Annotated in this window: 14 protein-coding genes; 9 read left to right on the top strand and 5 right to left on the bottom strand. The window is 65.7% G+C overall.

Annotation, left to right across the window (positions count from 1 at the left end):
* Positions 1-56 precede the first annotated feature (56 nt).
* The 3 genes from CYJ17_RS08970 to CYJ17_RS08960 all read right to left on the bottom strand — a co-directional run bounded on the left by CYJ17_RS08970 (position 57) and on the right by CYJ17_RS08960 (position 3,162).
* Positions 57-1,445 carry a DUF2142 domain-containing protein gene (locus CYJ17_RS08970; protein WP_159455003.1) on the bottom strand — a complete coding sequence of 463 codons (1,389 nt, stop codon included), beginning with the start codon at positions 1,443-1,445 and terminating at the stop codon, positions 57-59.
* Between the two features lie 164 nt (positions 1,446-1,609).
* Positions 1,610-2,542, bottom strand: coding sequence for a glycosyltransferase family 2 protein (locus CYJ17_RS08965; RefSeq protein WP_087070512.1), 933 nt, complete (start codon positions 2,540-2,542; stop codon positions 1,610-1,612).
* A 2-nt stretch (positions 2,543-2,544) separates the two neighbouring features.
* Positions 2,545-3,162: a dTDP-4-dehydrorhamnose 3,5-epimerase family protein gene (locus tag CYJ17_RS08960; protein WP_087070513.1), complete on the bottom strand. Its 618-nt coding sequence runs from the start codon at positions 3,160-3,162 to the stop codon at positions 2,545-2,547.
* A gap of 166 nt (positions 3,163-3,328) precedes the next feature.
* Between CYJ17_RS08960 and CYJ17_RS08955 the strand changes: the two genes are divergently transcribed.
* Together CYJ17_RS08955 and rfbD are read left to right on the top strand one after the other, a co-directional pair.
* On the top strand, positions 3,329-5,023 hold the full coding sequence (locus tag CYJ17_RS08955; RefSeq protein WP_143231859.1) for a DUF2142 domain-containing protein: 1,695 nt from the start codon (positions 3,329-3,331) through the stop codon (positions 5,021-5,023).
* 38 nt (positions 5,024-5,061) lie between these two features.
* Positions 5,062-5,919, top strand: coding sequence for a dTDP-4-dehydrorhamnose reductase (gene rfbD / locus CYJ17_RS08950; protein ID WP_087070515.1), 858 nt, complete (start codon positions 5,062-5,064; stop codon positions 5,917-5,919).
* A gap of 111 nt (positions 5,920-6,030) precedes the next feature.
* Here rfbD and rfbA read toward each other — a convergent pair whose 3' ends face one another.
* On the bottom strand, positions 6,031-6,921 hold the full coding sequence (gene rfbA / locus CYJ17_RS08945) for a glucose-1-phosphate thymidylyltransferase RfbA (protein ID WP_087070516.1): 891 nt from the start codon (positions 6,919-6,921) through the stop codon (positions 6,031-6,033).
* A 301-nt stretch (positions 6,922-7,222) separates the two neighbouring features.
* On the opposite strand from rfbA, the gene CYJ17_RS08940 reads away from it, so the two are divergent.
* Genes CYJ17_RS08940 through CYJ17_RS08930 form a run of 3 tightly spaced genes read left to right on the top strand, consistent with a single transcriptional unit; the run spans position 7,223 to position 12,006 of the window.
* The gene (locus CYJ17_RS08940) at positions 7,223-7,573 is read left to right on the top strand and encodes a WhiB family transcriptional regulator (RefSeq protein ID WP_425319833.1); all 351 of its coding nucleotides are present in this window, start codon (positions 7,223-7,225) and stop codon (positions 7,571-7,573) included.
* 36 nt (positions 7,574-7,609) lie between these two features.
* Positions 7,610-10,627 (top strand): glycosyltransferase, encoded by a 3,018-nt coding sequence (locus CYJ17_RS08935; protein ID WP_101595361.1) that lies wholly within the window; start codon positions 7,610-7,612, stop codon positions 10,625-10,627.
* Positions 10,627-12,006 (top strand): DUF5719 family protein, encoded by a 1,380-nt coding sequence (locus CYJ17_RS08930; RefSeq protein WP_087070518.1) that lies wholly within the window; start codon positions 10,627-10,629, stop codon positions 12,004-12,006. Before CYJ17_RS08935 ends, CYJ17_RS08930 begins: the two co-directional genes overlap by 1 nt.
* Positions 12,007-12,067: 61 nt before the next feature.
* On the opposite strand, the gene CYJ17_RS08925 is transcribed toward CYJ17_RS08930, so the two are convergent.
* The gene (locus CYJ17_RS08925) at positions 12,068-12,436 is read right to left on the bottom strand and encodes a metallopeptidase family protein (protein ID WP_087070519.1); all 369 of its coding nucleotides are present in this window, start codon (positions 12,434-12,436) and stop codon (positions 12,068-12,070) included.
* 105 nt (positions 12,437-12,541) lie between these two features.
* Here CYJ17_RS08925 and CYJ17_RS08920 point away from each other — a divergent pair, with 105 nt between their 5' ends.
* The 4 genes from CYJ17_RS08920 (at position 12,542) to CYJ17_RS08905 (ending at position 17,374) form a co-directional block, all read left to right on the top strand.
* Positions 12,542-12,931: a DUF3499 domain-containing protein gene (locus CYJ17_RS08920; RefSeq protein ID WP_087070520.1), complete on the top strand. Its 390-nt coding sequence runs from the start codon at positions 12,542-12,544 to the stop codon at positions 12,929-12,931.
* Positions 12,932-13,083: 152 nt separating this feature from the next.
* On the top strand, positions 13,084-13,767 hold the full coding sequence (gene mtrA, locus CYJ17_RS08915; RefSeq protein WP_026428307.1) for an MtrAB system response regulator MtrA: 684 nt from the start codon (positions 13,084-13,086) through the stop codon (positions 13,765-13,767).
* Positions 13,764-15,656: an MtrAB system histidine kinase MtrB gene (mtrB, locus tag CYJ17_RS08910; RefSeq protein WP_257960158.1), complete on the top strand. Its 1,893-nt coding sequence runs from the start codon at positions 13,764-13,766 to the stop codon at positions 15,654-15,656. Before mtrA ends, mtrB begins: the two co-directional genes overlap by 4 nt.
* Positions 15,653-17,374, top strand: a complete 1,722-nt coding sequence (locus CYJ17_RS08905) for an LpqB family beta-propeller domain-containing protein (RefSeq protein ID WP_101595366.1) — start codon at positions 15,653-15,655, stop codon at positions 17,372-17,374. Before mtrB ends, CYJ17_RS08905 begins: the two co-directional genes overlap by 4 nt.
* The last annotated feature ends 137 nt before the right edge of the window (positions 17,375-17,511 follow it).

The following is a 17,511-nucleotide window of genomic DNA, read 5'->3' as shown; positions in this document are numbered from 1 at the left end:
ATCACCTCGATGAGTTATTGATTGACGTACATCTCATAACAAATAAGCCCCTGGAATTATATGACGGGCAGGCAAGAATCGGCACATCTGCGGGTGTAACGCCACGTGCGCACCAGGTACGTGCCCGCTACCGCGATAGCGAGGGCGGCACCGATGAGTGCGTGCGGCGGGGTATCGGTGAGGACCCGCCACAGCGGCGCCGTGGTGATACCCGCGTAAAAACGCCAGGCCATCCGCACCGTGATATCAACGGTCGCCAGGAAAAAGAGGGTGGAGGTTGCCCGCGCCAGGGCCCCGCTTATATTGGTACGACGGCGCCCGGAGGTTGCTATAACAGCCACGCACACCCAGAAGAGCGGGAAGAGGAAGGGGAAGCCGTAGCGGCCCTGCCAGATGGGGAAGGTGGTGCGGCTGAGCACCAGGGTATTCATGAGGACGGCGCTGAGCGGCAGGGAAATAAACGCCAGGGCGATGGAGAGGCGGTGCCGCCGCTGCCCCCAGCGCCACGCGGCCGCCACCACGGCGAAGAGGACCACCCAGTAGAGCACCGTGACCGGCACCGAGGTAGTAACGGAGCGCCACCCGCCCGTGCCGATCGTTTCGTGCATGTAGTAGCGGAAATTCCCGAGGAGGCGCAGGGTGAGGGCGCTCCAGCCGTCATTGGTGACTTCGGTGGGGGTGGGGCCGTAGATGGTGGAGATGCGGGTCCAGGCCAGCCAGGCCAGGCAGCCGGCAGCGCACAGGGCCATGAATATCGCGAAGGCGCGGGTGCGAATATACGTGCGTACCCGCTCGCGCCCGAATACTCCGGCCAGGAGCAGGCACATCGCAATAGCCCAGTACGGGCCCACCGGGCGCGCCATGATGAGCAGCAGCGCCGCGCAGCCCCCCGCGATCCAGCGCCGCGCCGTTTCCCGTGGGGGGAGGGGCCGAAGGAGCGGGATGAGGCATCCGGCCATGGCGAGGGCCGCCCCGATTTCCAGACTTTGGGGATTGGAAAAACCGGCGAAAGTGAAGAACGCCGGGGTGAGGACAGTGAGGGCAATAAAGGATTCGAGGCGGTGGGGCAGGCCGGCCGCGAAAGCCGATACCCCGAAAGCCGCCAACAGGGAAAAGAGGAGCGCTGAACACAGCCGCACCGCCCAGAGCGCCGCCGCTCCGCTGAGGAAGCGCAGCGGCTGGTGGGTGAGGGCGTAGTAGAGGGGCGGGTAATTGACCGCGCTTGTTCCCATTTCCCGCAGGGTGGCATCCGAGCTGATCGGGGGCGAACACCACGCGGTTTGGGAGCGGGTGGTACGCCAGCAATCGGGAGCACCCGAGCGCAGGTAGCGCGGGGCGAGCACCCGCTCCGATTCGAGGGGAATATTCCCCGTGACCACCTGGTAGCCGTAAATTTCATGCACGGGTTCATCCGGGGAACCGTGCAGCGGAGTGAGCAGACTCAAGCCGGTGGTGTAGCAAAGAAAAGCGAGGAAAGAAAAAAGGAAAACTCGGGGGGACCACAGCCCGCGGGAGGGCGGCGTATCCGGAGCTTGCGGGTTCGCGGGGCGAGCTGGGGCAGCTGGGTCAGTTGGGCGAGCTGGATGAGCTTGGCGGTGCGGGCGCGGTGTCATACTGCCGGGTCACCTATGCGCCCGCCGCGCCGCCGCCGCGCATCACGTAAACCTTGGCGCATAAGCTGGCGCCGCTCGGCCCCGCGGTCCAGGAGGAAACCGTTAAAGGCCAGGTATTTCGCCAGCCACCAGGCATAGCGCACCCGCCACTTGCCCGGGAATAGCGAACTGCCAATAACGCGGGCGGTATTGCGCACCAGGTAATAATTGCGGATCGGGGCGTGCACGTGCACCGGTTGCGTGCGTCCGGGAAGAAGAACGACGGCGTCACCTAGGGAATGGTAGAGCCGGGCGGCCGTCACGCACACCAGGCGCCACCCCTGGCTCCGGGCTCGCACGCCCCACTCCAGATCCACGTGGTCAATAAAGAGAGCGGTGCCCATCCCGCCCACGTCATCGAGCGTTTCCATCCGGATGAGGCACCCGGAGGCAATAAGGAAAGCAACGTCAAGCACCGGGCGTTCCAGCTCGGCCGCGGTGGCACGCTTGGGGGCCCACTCGCGGGCAACGTACACCAGCTGGTCCTCCCCTTCGCGTTCTTCGCTGGGGAGGGGGCCGGCCGCACCGATCTGCGGATTGCCGGCCAGTACCTCAAGCAGGCGGGCCACCATATCCGAGCCAACCAGGGAATCCTGATCCATGAGCAGCACGAAACGAGTACCGAGAGCCCGGGCCTGTTCGATACCGATATTCGTGGCCGCCGCAATCCCGAGATTCTGGGCGAGCGGAACGAACTGGGCACCCACCGCACGAGCACTTTCCGCTACGGCTGCCCGGCGCGATTCTTCCGAACCGTTATCAATAACCACCACGTGCCCCACCTGCAAGGCCAACGCGGTGAGACGGGTTTCGCAGTTCCCGTCCGGGTTATAGGTAATGACAACCGCGGTGACCTGGTTGGCGAGGGCGGACAGTTCAGCCCGCTTCATATTTAGCTCCGCAAGGTGGCGAGGAAAGCCTGGACATCCTCATAGCTCGGGAGGAGCCCGCTGCGTTCGGCCTCATCCAGATCGGGAGCATCGGTATCCTTCGGGGAGAGCAGCAGCTCAAGCTTCTTACCCTGGCGATCAGTTTCCGGGAATACCAGGCCCACCTGCGAGCACAGCGGATTCACCCCGTGTTCCCGCCCGGGAGCGTATTGCGCCGAGCACAGGTAGACCACGGTGGAATCATCTTCCAGGGCCACGAAGCAGTGGCCCAGGCCCTCCGAAATATAAATCGCCTTCCGGGTGTCATCATCGAGAAGAACGGAATCCCACTTCCCGAAGGTGGGGGAGCCCACCCGAATATCAATAACGAAATCGAGAACTGCACCGCGCGGGCACATTACGTACTTCGCCTGGCTGGGCGGCACATCGGCGAAATGGATACCACGAACGGTGCCGGCCTTGGATACCGAGGTATTCACCTGGCGCACATCCAAACGGTGGCCGATTGTTTCTTCAAAAACAGAGGATTTGTAGGCTTCCAAGAAAATACCGCGTTCATCGGGGAAATGCTTGGTGGTGATTTCCCATGCGCCCGCAATCGCTAATTCCCGAATCTCCATAATGTTCCCTCACTCGGCTACTCGATGTACGGGAACTACGATACCTTCTCCGCGCCGGTGATGCGGAAGCTAGACTGGGATAACCAGCGCGCTTCCCGCGGCCCTACCGGTACCATCCGGTGAGGAGGGGATCGCCGGGCGCCCCGTGAATTCCCCGAAGGACCGTATGCGAACCAGTGATACCACCATGAGCTCACGCCGTTTCTATACGTGCGCGGGGCTCCTCACGGTTCTTTTCCTTATCTGGCAGATGCTCTGGGCGCTTGCCAGCCCGCCGCTGCGCACCCCGGATGAACCTCACCACCTCAATTCCGTTATTCGACTCGAGCAGACCGGGCAGTGGCCCGATCCGGGAACAAGCTGGCTCTACCGCGATATTTTTGAAGCCTCCCGGGCCAGCGGCCTGCTGGTGGAAGGAGCTCCCAGCTACTCCCTGCACTACCGCACCCGGTTGGGGCGAGATGCCTGGATCGGCGCGGATACGGATTCCTACCGCAGCCAGAAACTCCTCCCGCACGAGCAACGCCGCTCTGCGCGGGCTGAAAGCACAGTCCCTATTCTGGATCAGATGACCCAGCACCCCCCGCTTTATTACGCCGGCGGAGCCCTGGTGTTACGCGCCACCGGAATGACGGATGCCCCCTGGGACCGCCAGATTCTTATCCTGCGGCTCTACTCCATTGTGCTGACCTCACCTCTGGTGCCCTGCCTTATTTTCGCGGCGCGCCGTACCGGGCTAAGTAGGCGCGGTGCGCTCCTTGCTTCCGGCACGGTCTACGCCATCCCCATGCTCAGCTTTATCTCCGCTTCGGTCACTAACGACGCCCTCTTCATCGGGGCCGGGGCGCTCACCATAGCGGCAGTGAGTGCAGCTATGTTCGGTTCCGGGCAGTGGCGCACCGTGTTCGCGGCCGGGCTTGCCTTAGGGCTTGGCCTGTGGAGCAAAGGAACCTTCATCCCCATGGGGTTGGTGGTTTTCCTCGCCTTCCTCGCTAATCCTCGTATAGGTGGATGGGGGCGGCGCCTGGCTCAGGGGTTGAGCGCGGGACTCATCGGTGTTCTCACCGGCGGGTATTGGTGGCTGCGTAATATCGTGCGCTACGGGGTGATCCAACCCGATGGTTTCCAGGCCCAAGCCACGGAGCCGGGCACCGATATCGGTTTCTTCGCCGAGCGGGTGACCACCTCCTTCGTGGATTCTTTCTGGTCGGATTTCGGCTGGCTGGATATCACCTTCGCACCGCTCCTCCTCATTCTTCTCTCCCTCCTCACCGTTCTTTTCCTCGCGCGTGCCCTTGGCACCCACCCGGATAAGCGCTGGCGCCTCCTTCTCTTCACCGCGAATATTGTGCTGGTTCTGGGCATGCTCATCGTGCAGGCCTACAACCAGTACCGCGGATTGGGAATTATCGGCGGGGTGCAGGGCCGCTATCTTTTCGCCGGAGCCCTGGGCTTGCTCGTGGTTATTGCGATGGGGGCAGCCGGGCACCATTGGGATCCGCCGCTCACGGCGCCCGCGAGCCGGCCACGCTACCGTGAAGAAGCCGGATGGCGCAGTTTCCTCCTGCCGGCAGTGGTGGCCGCAAGCATGCTGCTCTCCGCATACGCGATGCTGCTGTGGCTGCGTTCGTGCTACCCGGGAGCATTTTTCGGGATGAATCTAGAGCGCTGGGCGCTCGCGGCGGGGCTGCCGGTACCTGTGCTCGGCGCGGCACTGGCGCTCGGATACGCCGCGCTCCTGGGTGCCGGACTTGTGTGCTATCGACTCACCCGAGCGGAACTACTACCCCAGTTCCGCCCCGCCGAGCTGGCGTACCGCCCCGCCGGCTCCTCCCACCCTGCCGCGGCTGCGGTCCAATGAGTACAATAACGCGGGTATAGACCAAGGAAAGGACACCCATGCGCTGGATGGTTACCGGAAGCCGGGGAATGCTCGGCCAGGATCTCGTTGCTCTGTTGGCACAGCGGGGGCAGAACGTGCTCGCCGTGGATAAGAGCGAGCTGGATATTACCGATCCGGCCGCGGTGGCGCACCTGGTCGATAAGGTCGACGTCGTCGTTAATGTTGCTGCGCATACGGCCGTGGATAAAGCCGAAAGTGAGGAGGCGGCAGCCTTCACCATTAACGCAACCGGACCGCAAATCCTGGCGCGGCGCACCGCGCAGATCGGCGCGAAACTGGTACAGGTCTCCACAGATTACGTATTTTCCGGCGACGCCGTGGACCCGTACGAAGAAAATGACGTTATGAACCCCAAGGGCGCCTACGGGCGCACCAAAGCGGCCGGGGAGTGGGCGGTACGCGCCGAAACGGAGGACTACTACATCGTGCGGACCGCGTGGCTGTACGGCGCCCAGGGCAATTGCTTCCCGAAAACCATGGCGCGCCTGGCCTGCGAACGCGATGCGCTGTCCGTGGTGACCGATGAGGTGGGGCAGCCCACCTGGACCGTGGACCTCGCCGATCTCATCTACCGCATGGTCGAGGCGAATATTCCCTCCGGGACCTACCACGGTACGTCCTCGGGGAAGACGAACTGGTGGAATTTCACCCGCGAGATCGTCTCGACGCTCGGCAAAGACCCCGCGATGGTGGGGGAGACGACGGCGGCTGCTTTCAACCGGCCCGCCCCGCGCCCGCATTTCTCGGTGCTATCCCACGGCGCCCTGCGCCGGGCCGGTATCGAGCCCATCGGGGATTGGAAGGAACGCTGGGAGGCCGCGGCCCCGAGCGTGCTCGCGGAGTACCTCGGCTAGTTATGTGAGTTAGCACGAGAAAAGAACGGGGCGGCCGACACCATGTCAGCCGCCCCGATTGTGTGAATGGGTCCGAGTTACTCGCCCGCCGCGTTCGCGCGAGCGCCCGCTCTAGTAGCTCGCCGAAGGAATATCGTGCTGGGCTTCCAGTAGCCCGAGCAGGTAATCCCCGTACCCGGATTTACGCAGCTTCTCTCCGCGTGCTCGCAATTCCTCATCGCTGAGGAATCCGCGCCGCCACGCCACTTCCTCCGGGCAGCCCACCGAGAGACCCTGGCGGGCCTGGATGGTGCGCACGAAGCTGGTGGCATCCGCGAGGGAATCGAAAGTACCGGTATCCAGCCACGCGGTACCGCGGTCGAGCACCTCAACCTTGAGCTTGCCTGCCTCCAAGTACTTGCGATTGACGTCCGTGATTTCGTATTCCCCGCGCGCGGAGGGTTCGAGGTTCCGGGCGATTTCGATAACGTCATTGTCGTAGAAGTATAGGCCCGGCACCGCGAAATTGGACTTCGGGTGGGCGGGCTTTTCTTCAATGGAGATCGCCTTGAAATTCTCGTCAAATTCGACGACGCCGTAGGCTCGCGCATCCGAAACATGGTACGCAAAGATAGCGCCACCATCCGGATTGGTATTGCGTTCCAAGCGGCGCCCCATCGTGGGACCGTAGAAAATATTATCGCCCAGCACCAGGCCGGCCGGTTCGTTACCGATGAAATCAGCGGCGATGGTGAAGGCGGTAGCCAGGCCGTTAGGAACTTCCTGTACCGCGAAGGAAATACTGATGCCGAATTGGCTGCCGTCCCCGAGGAGCCGGTGGAACGCCGGGGCATCTTCGGGCGTTGTAATAACCATGACATCGCGAATCCCGGCGAGCATGAGCGTGCTCAGGGGATAGTAGATCATCGGTTTGTCATACACGGGTACCAGCTGCTTGGAGGTGCCCAGCGTAACGGGATGAAGTCGAGTGCCGGAGCCTCCGGCCAGAATGATTCCACGCATAGGGTCATTTTTGCCTATTTGCAGGCCGGGCGCCACCGGCCGGGCCGCTTTCGGGGGCTGCCGGGCCGGTTTCAGTGCCTTCAGGCCGGTTTCTGGTACTGCCGGCCGGGTTCGAGCCCCACCGACCGGTTACGCTCCTCGTGATTGTGAGCAAATCGCTCACGTGGCCTAAAGCGCACCTGGCCGCGGCAACACGCCGGACTCGAACGAAAGTTCGGGTGGGCAATATACCGCTTTCGCTTGACTTTTTGGGTATGACACGCTTGTAATTTACAAAGAGACCTTGGTTAGAGGAGGACATGTGCGGAGGATTAACCCCGGCTTGCGCGTCGCGGGGAGCGGCGGATTGACGCCGCAGGACGCCCAGGACGCCATGCTCGATATCTTCGACCTCGGTTACGATAAAGCGGATTCGGCATCGCTGCATTGGCGTGAATCCGCGCTGTGTGCCCAAACCGATCCCGATATTTTCTTCCCCGAAAAAGGCGGCTCAACCGCCCCTGCCACGTCGATCTGCCACGAATGCCCGGTGCGGGAGGAATGCCTGGAATACGCCCTCCAACATGATATTCGTCACGGTATTTGGGGTGGTATGTCGGATAATGACCGCCGGCGCCTGAGCCGGCAACGCCGCCGCGTCGGCGAGGCATAACCGCCCAGCGCCCGCGCTGGCGTAGCATCAACAGCAATGCAGTTCAGAATTCGCGCTCTCGTTATTACCCGGCCGGGCTCCGCCTACCTGGAGGACACCCTCGCCGCGCTGGAATCCTCCACCCGAAAACCCGATGCCATCAGCGTGCTCACCGGAAAACTCGGGGTAGCTGTCAATGACGCGGTTGCCGCGGATGCCCGTGATACAAGGGGCGGCGAAGCACGCGGCACCGGTGAGTCCACCCCGGCTGAATCGACTTCCGCGGAACCCACCACCGGCACCTATGACGCCTACTGGATCTTGCACGACGATAGCGCACCCGCCCCGGATGCCCTCGCGAACCTCGCCCGCACTCTGGAAAACGGCGCCAATATTGGCGCGGTGGGCTGCAAACAGGTGGATTGGGCGGACCCGGGCGCCCTCCTGGAAGTCGGAATCCGCGCCACCCGCAGCGCGCGGCGAGTCCCGGAAGTCGCCCTCGATGACCGCGACGGCGGTCAGCTGGACGGGCGCTCCGACGTACTCGCGGTGGGAAGCGCCGGCATGCTCGTGCGCGCCAGCGCCCTGCGCGAGGTGGGCGGTTTTGATACCTGGCTGGGGCCTTTCGGGGATGGGCTCGAACTCTCGCGGCGGTTGCGCGGAGCGGGCTGGCGCGTCGTCGTTGAACCTTCCGCCACCGTGCGCCACGCGCGCGTCTCCCTCGGCAACGACGGTCGTGATTCCTTCGCGGCCCGCCGCGGCGCGCAACTCTACAACGCGGTGCTTGCCGCCCCCGCGCTGCTCGCACCCTTCCTGTTCCTCGGGTACGTGCTGCTCGGCCCCGCGAGGGCACTGGTGCGGCTGCTGGGCAAAGAGGCACGGCTCGCGGACGGTGAAATTCGCGGGGCCGCGCGCCTGCTCGGGAGCCTTCCCGCGCTGATGCGGGCCCGGCGGCGGCGCCGGCGCACCGAAAAAAGTCGTGCCGGACTCGCGGCCCTCGAAGCGCGCGGGCGCGACGTGCGCGCGGCACGGCGCGAAATGACGCGCAGCGAACGGGAGAAAATCCGTTTGGTGGCGCGCCCGAATCCGCTCGAAGAAGCAGAACGACGGCGCTGGCACCGGTCCACCGCACGTGCCCGGCGCACCGTCCTCCTCCTGACCGCGCTCGTGGCGGGAGTGGCGGCCTTCCCGCTGCTGCGCGGCGGGTACCTGAGCGGCGGGGCACTGCGCCCCGATGCCCTCACCGGCACCGAAGTGCTGCGCGCGAGCCTGCCCGGCTGGCTCGCGGTGGGGGATGGCAGCCCCGGGCGCATCGACGCGCTATGGACCCTGCTCTCCCCGCTCGCCCTGGCACTGCAGCCCTTCGGGGGTACCCTGGGGGATGCCGCGGTACTCCTGCTCCTGTGCGCTCCCGTGCTGGCCGGCATGACGGCTTTCTGGGCGGCCCGCACCCTCACCTTCTCCCCGCATGTGCGTGCGGTGGCCGGCCTGGTCTGGGCCGGGGCCGGGCCCCTGGTGGGGGCGCTGAGCGCGGGCCACGTGGCCGGGGTGCTCGTCCATATACTTGTGCCGGTGCTGGCCGCCTCGGTGCTCTCCGTGTGGCGCCTGCCCCGCACCCGCGACCGCATCGAATCCACCGCGGGTCTGGGCACCGCGGCGCTCGCCGGCATTTACCTGGCCGCCGCGGCCCCGGTCATGCTCGCCGTGCTTCTTCTCATTGCTCTGGTGGGGGCACTGCGCTGGCGGCGCCTGCGCTGGCTGTGGGTGGTGATCCCCGCGGCCGTGGTGGTTATTCCCGGGCTCGAAGCTTCCTGGCGGCTGCTCTTTGCCACCCCGGGAGAGCCTTTCGCGGCCCGCCCGAGCACCCTCGACCTCCTCTCCTTCTTCCCCCTCGCCCAACCTGAGGCACTTCCGTGGCTCGGGGAAATTGCCCTCATCTGCGCGGCCTGCCTCGTGGTGATCGCGGTACTGGCCCTGGGGCGGGCGCGCAATTGGCAGCGCATCCGCGCCGGCTGGCTGATCGCCGCGGCCGGTTTCGCCTGGGCGATTGCCTCCACTCGCGTATCCGTGGCCCAGGTGTACGACGGCGCCACCGCACTCAGCGCGCCAGCCTGGAGCGGTATCGGCTTGAGCGTGGCGCTCGGCGGGCTGTGGATCGCGCTGGTGAGCGCCGGGGATGGCCTGCGCACCGATATGAGCGGGCGCTCCTTCGGGCTCTACCAGCTCTTCGGCCTGGGCTCGGTTGCGGTGCTGATACTTAGCGCCCTGGCCGGATCGGGTCTCTACCTCAGCCGGGCCCTCACCGGCACCACCGAGCTGCAGCAGGAAACCGGGAGGCCGGTGCCGGCTGCCGCCACCCTCGAAGCCTCCTCCCCGGATCGGGTGCGGGTCCTCGCCCTCTACCCGGCGGAGAACGGTATTCGCGCCGAAATCTGGCGCGGGCCGGGCCGCCAACTCACCGATAACACCATGGCCGGCGCGCTCGCGGCCCTGGAAGGAACCTACTCCGGGGATGCCGCCGCGGCGGAGGTGGCCAGCGCCGTCGCCGATATGAACGCCGGGAACCCGCGCGCCGCGGATATCCTGGCCGAACACGCTATCTCCTACGTGGTGATCCCCGCCCAGGCACCCCGGGCCGGGGAGCTCGCCCGCGCCCTGGGCGCAACCGGGCGTTTCGATATGATCAGCGCCACTGAGCAGCAGCTTTCTTGGAGACTGACCCGCAGCGAGGCGAGCGCCGTGGATGCCGCGCGCCTCACCCTGGACGGCAGCGCGCTAGCCGCCGGGCGCTACAGCGTGGACACCGAACTACCCGCTAGCGCGGGCCGCAGCGGCGGAATTGTGCGGCTGGCCGAACGCCAGGATCCGCTGTGGGAAGCCCGCCTGGATGGCGAGCGCCTCCCCGCCTATAACGCCGGGTGGGCCCAAGCTTTTGAGATACCGGCCGGGAGCTCCGGGCGCCTGAGGATTACCTATAACCGCACCGGGGACGCCCTGGTGGCCGCCGCGCGGCTCCTCGCGGTGGCCGCGGCGCTCGTGGTGGCCATCCCGGTGCGTCGGAAGGTGGTGGAGTAATGGACCAGGTTCGCGATGAAGCCGAAGTGGGGCGTGCCAGCGGGCGCGGGGCGCGCTGGCGCCACCTCACGGTGCGGGCCGGTAGTGCGCTCGCGGTGTTGGGAATCGCCGCCGCGGTAGCGGCGGCCGGCGTCGTTCTTCCCACCGGGGCGCCGCGCGCGGTAGAAGCCGAGGTGGCGAGCGCGGGAGAAGCCCCCACCCAGCTGCTCTGCGGGGGCGGATTCGAACAAACCATTTCCGCGGGCATGACCGTGGAGGGTAGCCCCGGGGGGACCGCGGAAAATATCGCCACCCAGGTGCTGCTTTTCGGTACCGCGGATAAGGAGGCGCGCGCGGCGCTCCCCACCGGCACCATCCTTAGCGCGGATCCCGGCGAAGTTCTTTCCGGCGCGGTCGCCTACAGCGCCCAGGGCGGTAACGGGCGCGGCCTGGCCACGAATACCTGCGTGAGCGGGGCGGGAGACCTGTGGATTACTGCCTCGGCCACCAGCGTGGGGTACTCCAACCAGCTTCTCCTCACCAATCCGGGAGCCGCGCCGATCACCGTGCGGGTGGACGGGCTGGGCGGGGCCGGGCCGCTCGGCACGGTGCGAGTGGCGGTACCGGGGCGTTCCACCGTACGCCACACCCTGGACGGCCTGCTCGCCGAAGATTCCCGCCTGGCTCTTCATCTGAGCACCCAGGCCGGCACTTTCGGAGCCACCTTGCAAAACCAGCACATTTCCGGGACCAGCGGCGCCGGGGTGGATTTCGCGGCCGGCGCCCCGGCCGCCACGGAGCTGACCATTCCGGGAATCCCGGAGGGTTCCACCTTGCGCATTGCCAACCCCGGGGAGGCCACCACCTTCACGGTGCAGCTCACCGGGGAAGATGGCACCACCCGCACCCTGCCCGGCGGGGAAGATGTGGAGATCGCCGCGAATTCCGTTATGGACCTCACCCTGGCCGGTATCGACCCGGGCACCTACGCGGTGCAGGTGCGCGGAGCGCCGCTCCTCGCCGCGGGCGTGTTACTGGGCGGCGGGGGAGATGCGGCCTGGGCCAGCCCGGTTGCTCCGGCCGCTCGCACCGCGGGAAGCTTCGGGCCTGGCCCGGCCCGCCTGGCACTTGCCGGGCGCGGCCACGTTGACATCACCCCGGTGGGAGCCGACGGCGTGGACCTCGATCCCGTGAATGCTCAGGTGCGCGGATACGCCACTGTGGAGCTACCTGAGGCGGCTCGCGGCTACCGCATCGAGGCGGAAAACCCGGTGAGTGCCGCGGCGCTTATCCTAGCCCCGAATGGGGAAGCCGGCGGGGCCAGCGGAATTGATTGGGTGAGCGCGGTGGCCGACCAGCGCGAAGCGCTCTCCGCCCGCGTCGCGGTGCGCCAGAACTAGAAGCCGCGGCGCGCAAGAACGGCAGGCACGCGGGCCGCAGCTGCGGCGTCGTACCAAAAAACTAAAAACCGCGCCGCAAAAAATCGATGTCTTCGGGGTGGCGGGAAATCGCCGCGGCGAGCTGCTCGGTGACGATATCGTGGATGACGATACGCGGGAAGGGGCTGGCCATCGCGGTGCGCATCATCGGCATCCGGTAAAACAGCAGCCGCGCCCGCACCGCGCCGCCGCGTTCGAAAGGCAGCAGGCGCGCGAGCGGCACGCCGTCCTCCCACGGCGAAGGATCGGAGGCCGGCACGTCCATCACCGCGAAATCAAGATCGCGCATGTCATCACCGAAATGGGCGCGGTAGGTGGCGAGTTCGGCGGCGATAATATCGTCGAATTTATCGGCGCGGGTGCGCCAGGCGGGCAGGGTATAGGGGATCACCGGTCCTCGAATGCCCCGTCCGTGCCGATCACGGCGGCGGGGGCGAGGCTGGGAAGGAAAAGTGTCCATACCCCAAGGTTACACGGGCGTGCTAACGTCTAAGGCGTGAGTCCGTTGAGAAAGTGTTCCCGCACCACGTGCCAGCAGCCGGCCGTTGCCACGCTGACGTACCAGTACGCGGAAGCAACCGCCGTGATCGGGCCGCTCTCACCGGTGGCCTCCCCGGGCACCTTCGACCTGTGCGAAGCCCACGCCGAATCGGTGACCGTCCCGCGCGGCTGGCAGATGATCCGCCTGCGCACCGAATTTGAACCGGCCCCGCCCTCGGATACCGACCTCATGGCGCTCGCGGACGCCATCCGCGAAACCGCCACCCGCCAGCCACCCGAACCCACCCGCGCTACCCGGCGGGTGAGCCGCCCCTCCGATGTGGAGGTGCGCCCGCGCCTGAGCGTGGTGCGCAGTGAAGAGCCGGAAACGCCGAAAGACAACTAGAGGTACGACGGCGCATCTTCGGCCCCGCGCCTACCGCGTCCCGGCTTCGTACCCACGCCGCACGCCGCACGCCCCGCAGCCGCCGCACGCAACCGCGCACACCATTCGTGCGTTTTTCTGCACGAATGGCACGAACGTGAGAAAATGGCGCTATGACTATGCGCGTTCTTGTGGTCGATGACGATCCCGGTATCTCTGAAATGGTGGCGATCCTGCTGGAATCGGAAGGATACGCCGTGACGGTGTGTGCCACCGGCACCAATGCCCTGCCTATTTTCCGGGCGGAAACACCGGATATTGTGCTGCTGGACGTCATGCTTCCCGGGATGAGCGGGGTGGAAGTGGCCCGCCAGCTGCGCGAAGAAAGCGATGTGCCCATCATTATGATGAGCGCGCTCACCGATTCGGTGGACGTGGTGGCCGGCCTGGAGGCCGGGGCGGATGATTACGTCACCAAGCCTTTTGAGAACTCGGTGCTGCTGGCCCGCATTAAGGCGCGGCTGCGGCGTACCGAACCGGAAGCGGAAACCCTGCGGGTTGCCGATCTGGTTATCGATCCGCGCGCCCACCAGGTCACCCGCAACGGGGAAGATCTGCACCTGACACCCCTCGAATTCGAGCTGCTCACCACCCTGGCGCGCAAGCCCTACCAGGTGTTTTCCCGCGAAGAACTCCTGGAGCAGGTGTGGGGCTACCGCCACGATTCCACCGATACCCGCCTCGTCAATGTGCATATCCAGCGCCTGCGCTCCAAGGTGGAAAAGGACCCGGATAATCCCGAGGTGGTTATTACGGTGCGCGGGGTGGGCTACCGGGCGGGGGCAACCCAGGAGTGAGTCAATTTTCGCGGCGCGGCTATATTCATCGCAGCCTCGGGAGCATGGGGCGTGGCGCCCTCACCTCATTTTCACAATCGTGGCGCACTTCCCTCAACGCGCGGGTGGTTTCCGCAATTGTGGCGATCGGGGTGCTCACCAGTATCGTCACCGCGGTGATTGTTGCCAATCAAACGCGTTCGCAACTTTATGAGCGCGCGGTGAGCGCCGCCACCGAACAGTTCTACGGCGCCCGCTCCCAAGCCCAGTACGTTTTTGACTCCGCGAACGCCCAAACGTCCGGGGCGGTTCAGGAAATCGCCAACGCGCAGGTGCGCTCCCAATTTGAGCCGATCCGCGGGGTGGTGGGCACGGCCCTCATCCGCTCCCCGGGGCAGAATACCGGTAATTACCTGGTAGCCGATGTGGGGGCACCCACCCCGGCAACCGTCATGGATGTGCTCACCCCCGAATTACGCGAAGCCGTGCAGGAATCTTCCAGCCCGCAATGGCAGGCGGTGGCGATTGCTAAAGGGGAGGAATACACCCTCCCCGGGATTCTTATCGGCGCAACCGTACGCCTGCCCAATGCCGGCATGTATGAGTTCTACACGCTCTATTCCCTGGAAAACGAAGAAGTGACGGTGGCCCAGGTTTCCCGGGTGCTGATGCTCGCCACCATCGCCCTGCTCACCATCGTGGCGGTGGCCACCGGGGTGCTCGTCAATGTGGTCTTGAAGCCGGTGCGGGCGGCGGCGGAAAATGCCCGTCAGCTGGCCGGAGGCGCTTTTGATGTGCGTATGGATGACCGCGGGGAAGATGAATTAGCCCAGCTCGGTTCCGCCTTCAACCAGATGGCCGAATCGCTCCAGGACCAATTCACCCGCCTCGAGCGGCTCTCCCAGGTGCAGCAGAATTTCGTATCCGCGGTCTCGCACGAATTACGCACCCCGGTCACCACGATCCGGATGGCCGGCCAGCTCATTTACGATAAGCGTTCCGAACTGCCCTCCAGCCTGCGCCGTTCGGCTGAACTCCAGCATTCCCAACTTATTTCCCTGGACACCATGCTTTCCGATCTGCTGGAGATTTCCCGTTTCGATGCGGGTTCGATGGTGCTGGAAACCAGCAAAATCGACGTCGTAGAAATTGTGCGGCGCGTGATCATCTCCCAGGCTCCCCTCATCGAAGCGAACGGGGTGCCCGTCACGCTCTCCGCGCGCGGGGAAACCGTGGCGAGCGTGGACTCGCGCCGCATCGAACGCATCGTGCGCAACCTCGTGGTGAACGCGGTGGAGCATGCCGAAGGCGGGCCCGTCAAAGTGCGGGTGGTCGGTTCGGATACCGCGGTGGCGGTGGAAGTATCCGACCGCGGTATCGGCCTGAGCCCCGAGCAGGCCTCCCACGTTTTCGACCGTTTCTGGCGCGCGGATACCTCCCGGGTCCGCAAATCCGGGGGAACCGGCCTGGGCCTGACCATCGCCCGCGAGGACGCCCTGCTCCACGAAGGGCGACTGCAAGCCACCGGCGAATTGGGTGTGGGATCCACCTTCCTCCTCACCGTGCCCCGCACCCAAAAAGCGGCCTTCACCCCGCCGCTGCCCCTGCGGGTGGCGGCTGCCGAAGACTGGCAGGACAGCGGGGATATTCCCATTGAGATCGCGCGGGCGGATACCACCGGGTCCCTGCCCGCGGTGGGTACCACCGGCACGATTCCAGCTATCCGCGCAACTGCGGTAGCGCCGGTGGACGCAAGCGGCGGGGCCGCTGCGGCGTCGTCGCCGAAAAATGCGGTACCGGGCACGGGCGTTTCCGGTACGACGACGCACACCCAAAGCGCGCCCACCGGAACAATAGCGCCCACCGGTACGGCGGCGCCCACCGGGCCGGCGGGGAAGGAGGACGCATGAACACGCAGGTGCTGAAGAAAGCGGGGCGGGGGCGGGCCCTCGCGGTGCTGCTCAGCGTGGTGATCCTGGCGCTGGCCGGCTGCGGGCGGCTGCCGCGCTCCGGGCCGGTCAATGAGGCGAGCGTGCCTCCCACCGAAGAAGCTGTTTTCGGACTCACCCCGGCCGGCCCGGCCACCGGTGCCTCACCCGAAGAAGTGATCCGCGGTTTCCTGCTGGCCGGAAGCAGCGGGGCGGGCGACGATTACGCCACCGCCCGCCAATTCCTCACCAAAGAAGCCGGCCGCACCTGGAACCCGCGCTCCCAGGTGCGCGTCTACCCGAATTCTCAAAATATTTCCCCCACCCAACGCGAGGACGGCACCTACGTTATTTCGGTGACTGCGCAGGGAACCGTGGATACCGGCGGGCGCTACACCGAAGCCTCCACGGACGCCATCCACTCCACCACCTTCAAACTGGACCGCAATGCCAGCGGCGAATGGCGCATCGCGGAACTGGAAGACGGCATCATGATGACCGATAGCCTCTTCGCCTCCATGTACGTGCGCACCCCGCTGTATTTCATCGGTCCCGGCTCGGATACCATGGTGCCCGACCTGCGTTTCTACCCGCGGATGACCTTTATTTCCTCCACGATTGCCGGGCTGCTAGCCGGGCCCTCGCCCTGGCTTGCCGATGCGGTGCACTCGGAAATTCCTACCAGTTTGCGTATGGCCTCCAGTCCGAAACTGGAAAGCGGGGTGCTGACCTTGGATGTCACCGCGGAAATCTCCACCTTGAGCCGGGAATCCCAGGCGCGTGCCGTGCAGCAAATCCAGCGTTCCTTCACCGGCCAGAGCGTGGTGCCGGTGCATTCGGTGAATATTACGGTGTCCGGTGAGCCGCTCGATACCATCGCCATCGCTGACCTGCCCACGTATCCTTACGGGGCTTATGACCTCACGGTGCTGGAGAATAACCGGCCCTACAAGGTGGAAGAAGGCAAGACCCGCCCGGTCTTCAGCAGCGGGGTGTTCGACGATATCCAGGTGGCGCGCATGGCCGGGAACTATTCCGATTCGGTGGCCTCCTACGCCCTGCTCACCGCCCAGCGCGATGCCCTGGTGCGGGTGGGAAGCGATGGTTTCCAGCCTTTCACGATGGTGCGTGGAGAACGCCTGGTGGAGCCCTCCTATGACTACTGGGGTTGGGTGTGGACTTCCGAAACCGATAATAAGGGCGTGGTGCTCGCCGCGGCCGATGACGGCCGGGTGCGCGAGCTGACCGCGCCGTTCCTCAAGGGGGCGCGGATTCGCGAGGTGCGGGCTTCGCGTGAGGGCGCGCGGCTGCTCATCGTGGCGCAGGTGGGGGATACCGTGCAGATGCTCATTGCTCCCATCCAGCGCGATGCCCGCCACGAGCCGACGGCGCTCGGCGACCCCCTGGAAGTGGGGCAACGCCTGGCGGATGTGAGCTCGGTGGCGTGGATTTCCAGCACGGATATCGCGGTGCTCGGGCGCGCTACCGCCGGCACCGACCCGCTGATTTTCGCGGTTCGGGTGGGCGGGCCCATGGAACGCCTCAACGTCACGCCCTACCCCGGTTCGGTGCGGCTGACCGCCGGGCGCGGGGAGCAATCCATCGTGGTCCTCACCGACCAGCAGGTGGTTGCCACTCGCGACGGCGGGGCGTGGCGCCCGGTCGCCACCGGCGTCACGGATATTGTGCTGCCGGGGTAGCTGGGTTTCTCGAGGCGCCGGGTGTTCGGGGAGCTGCGCTTTTCGCGGCGCCGGGCTTTCCGGGAGCTGGGTTTTCGAGGCGCTGTCCACAAGTTCCCAAACGTCGCGCGTATCCACAGGCCGTTTGCGGGTAGCTG

The organism is Actinotignum timonense (assembly GCF_002860685.3).
Lineage (GTDB): Bacteria > Actinomycetota > Actinomycetes > Actinomycetales > Actinomycetaceae > Actinotignum > Actinotignum timonense.
The sequence above is the reverse complement of the archived record's forward strand: the minus strand, read 5'-3'. Positions and strand labels throughout refer to the sequence as shown.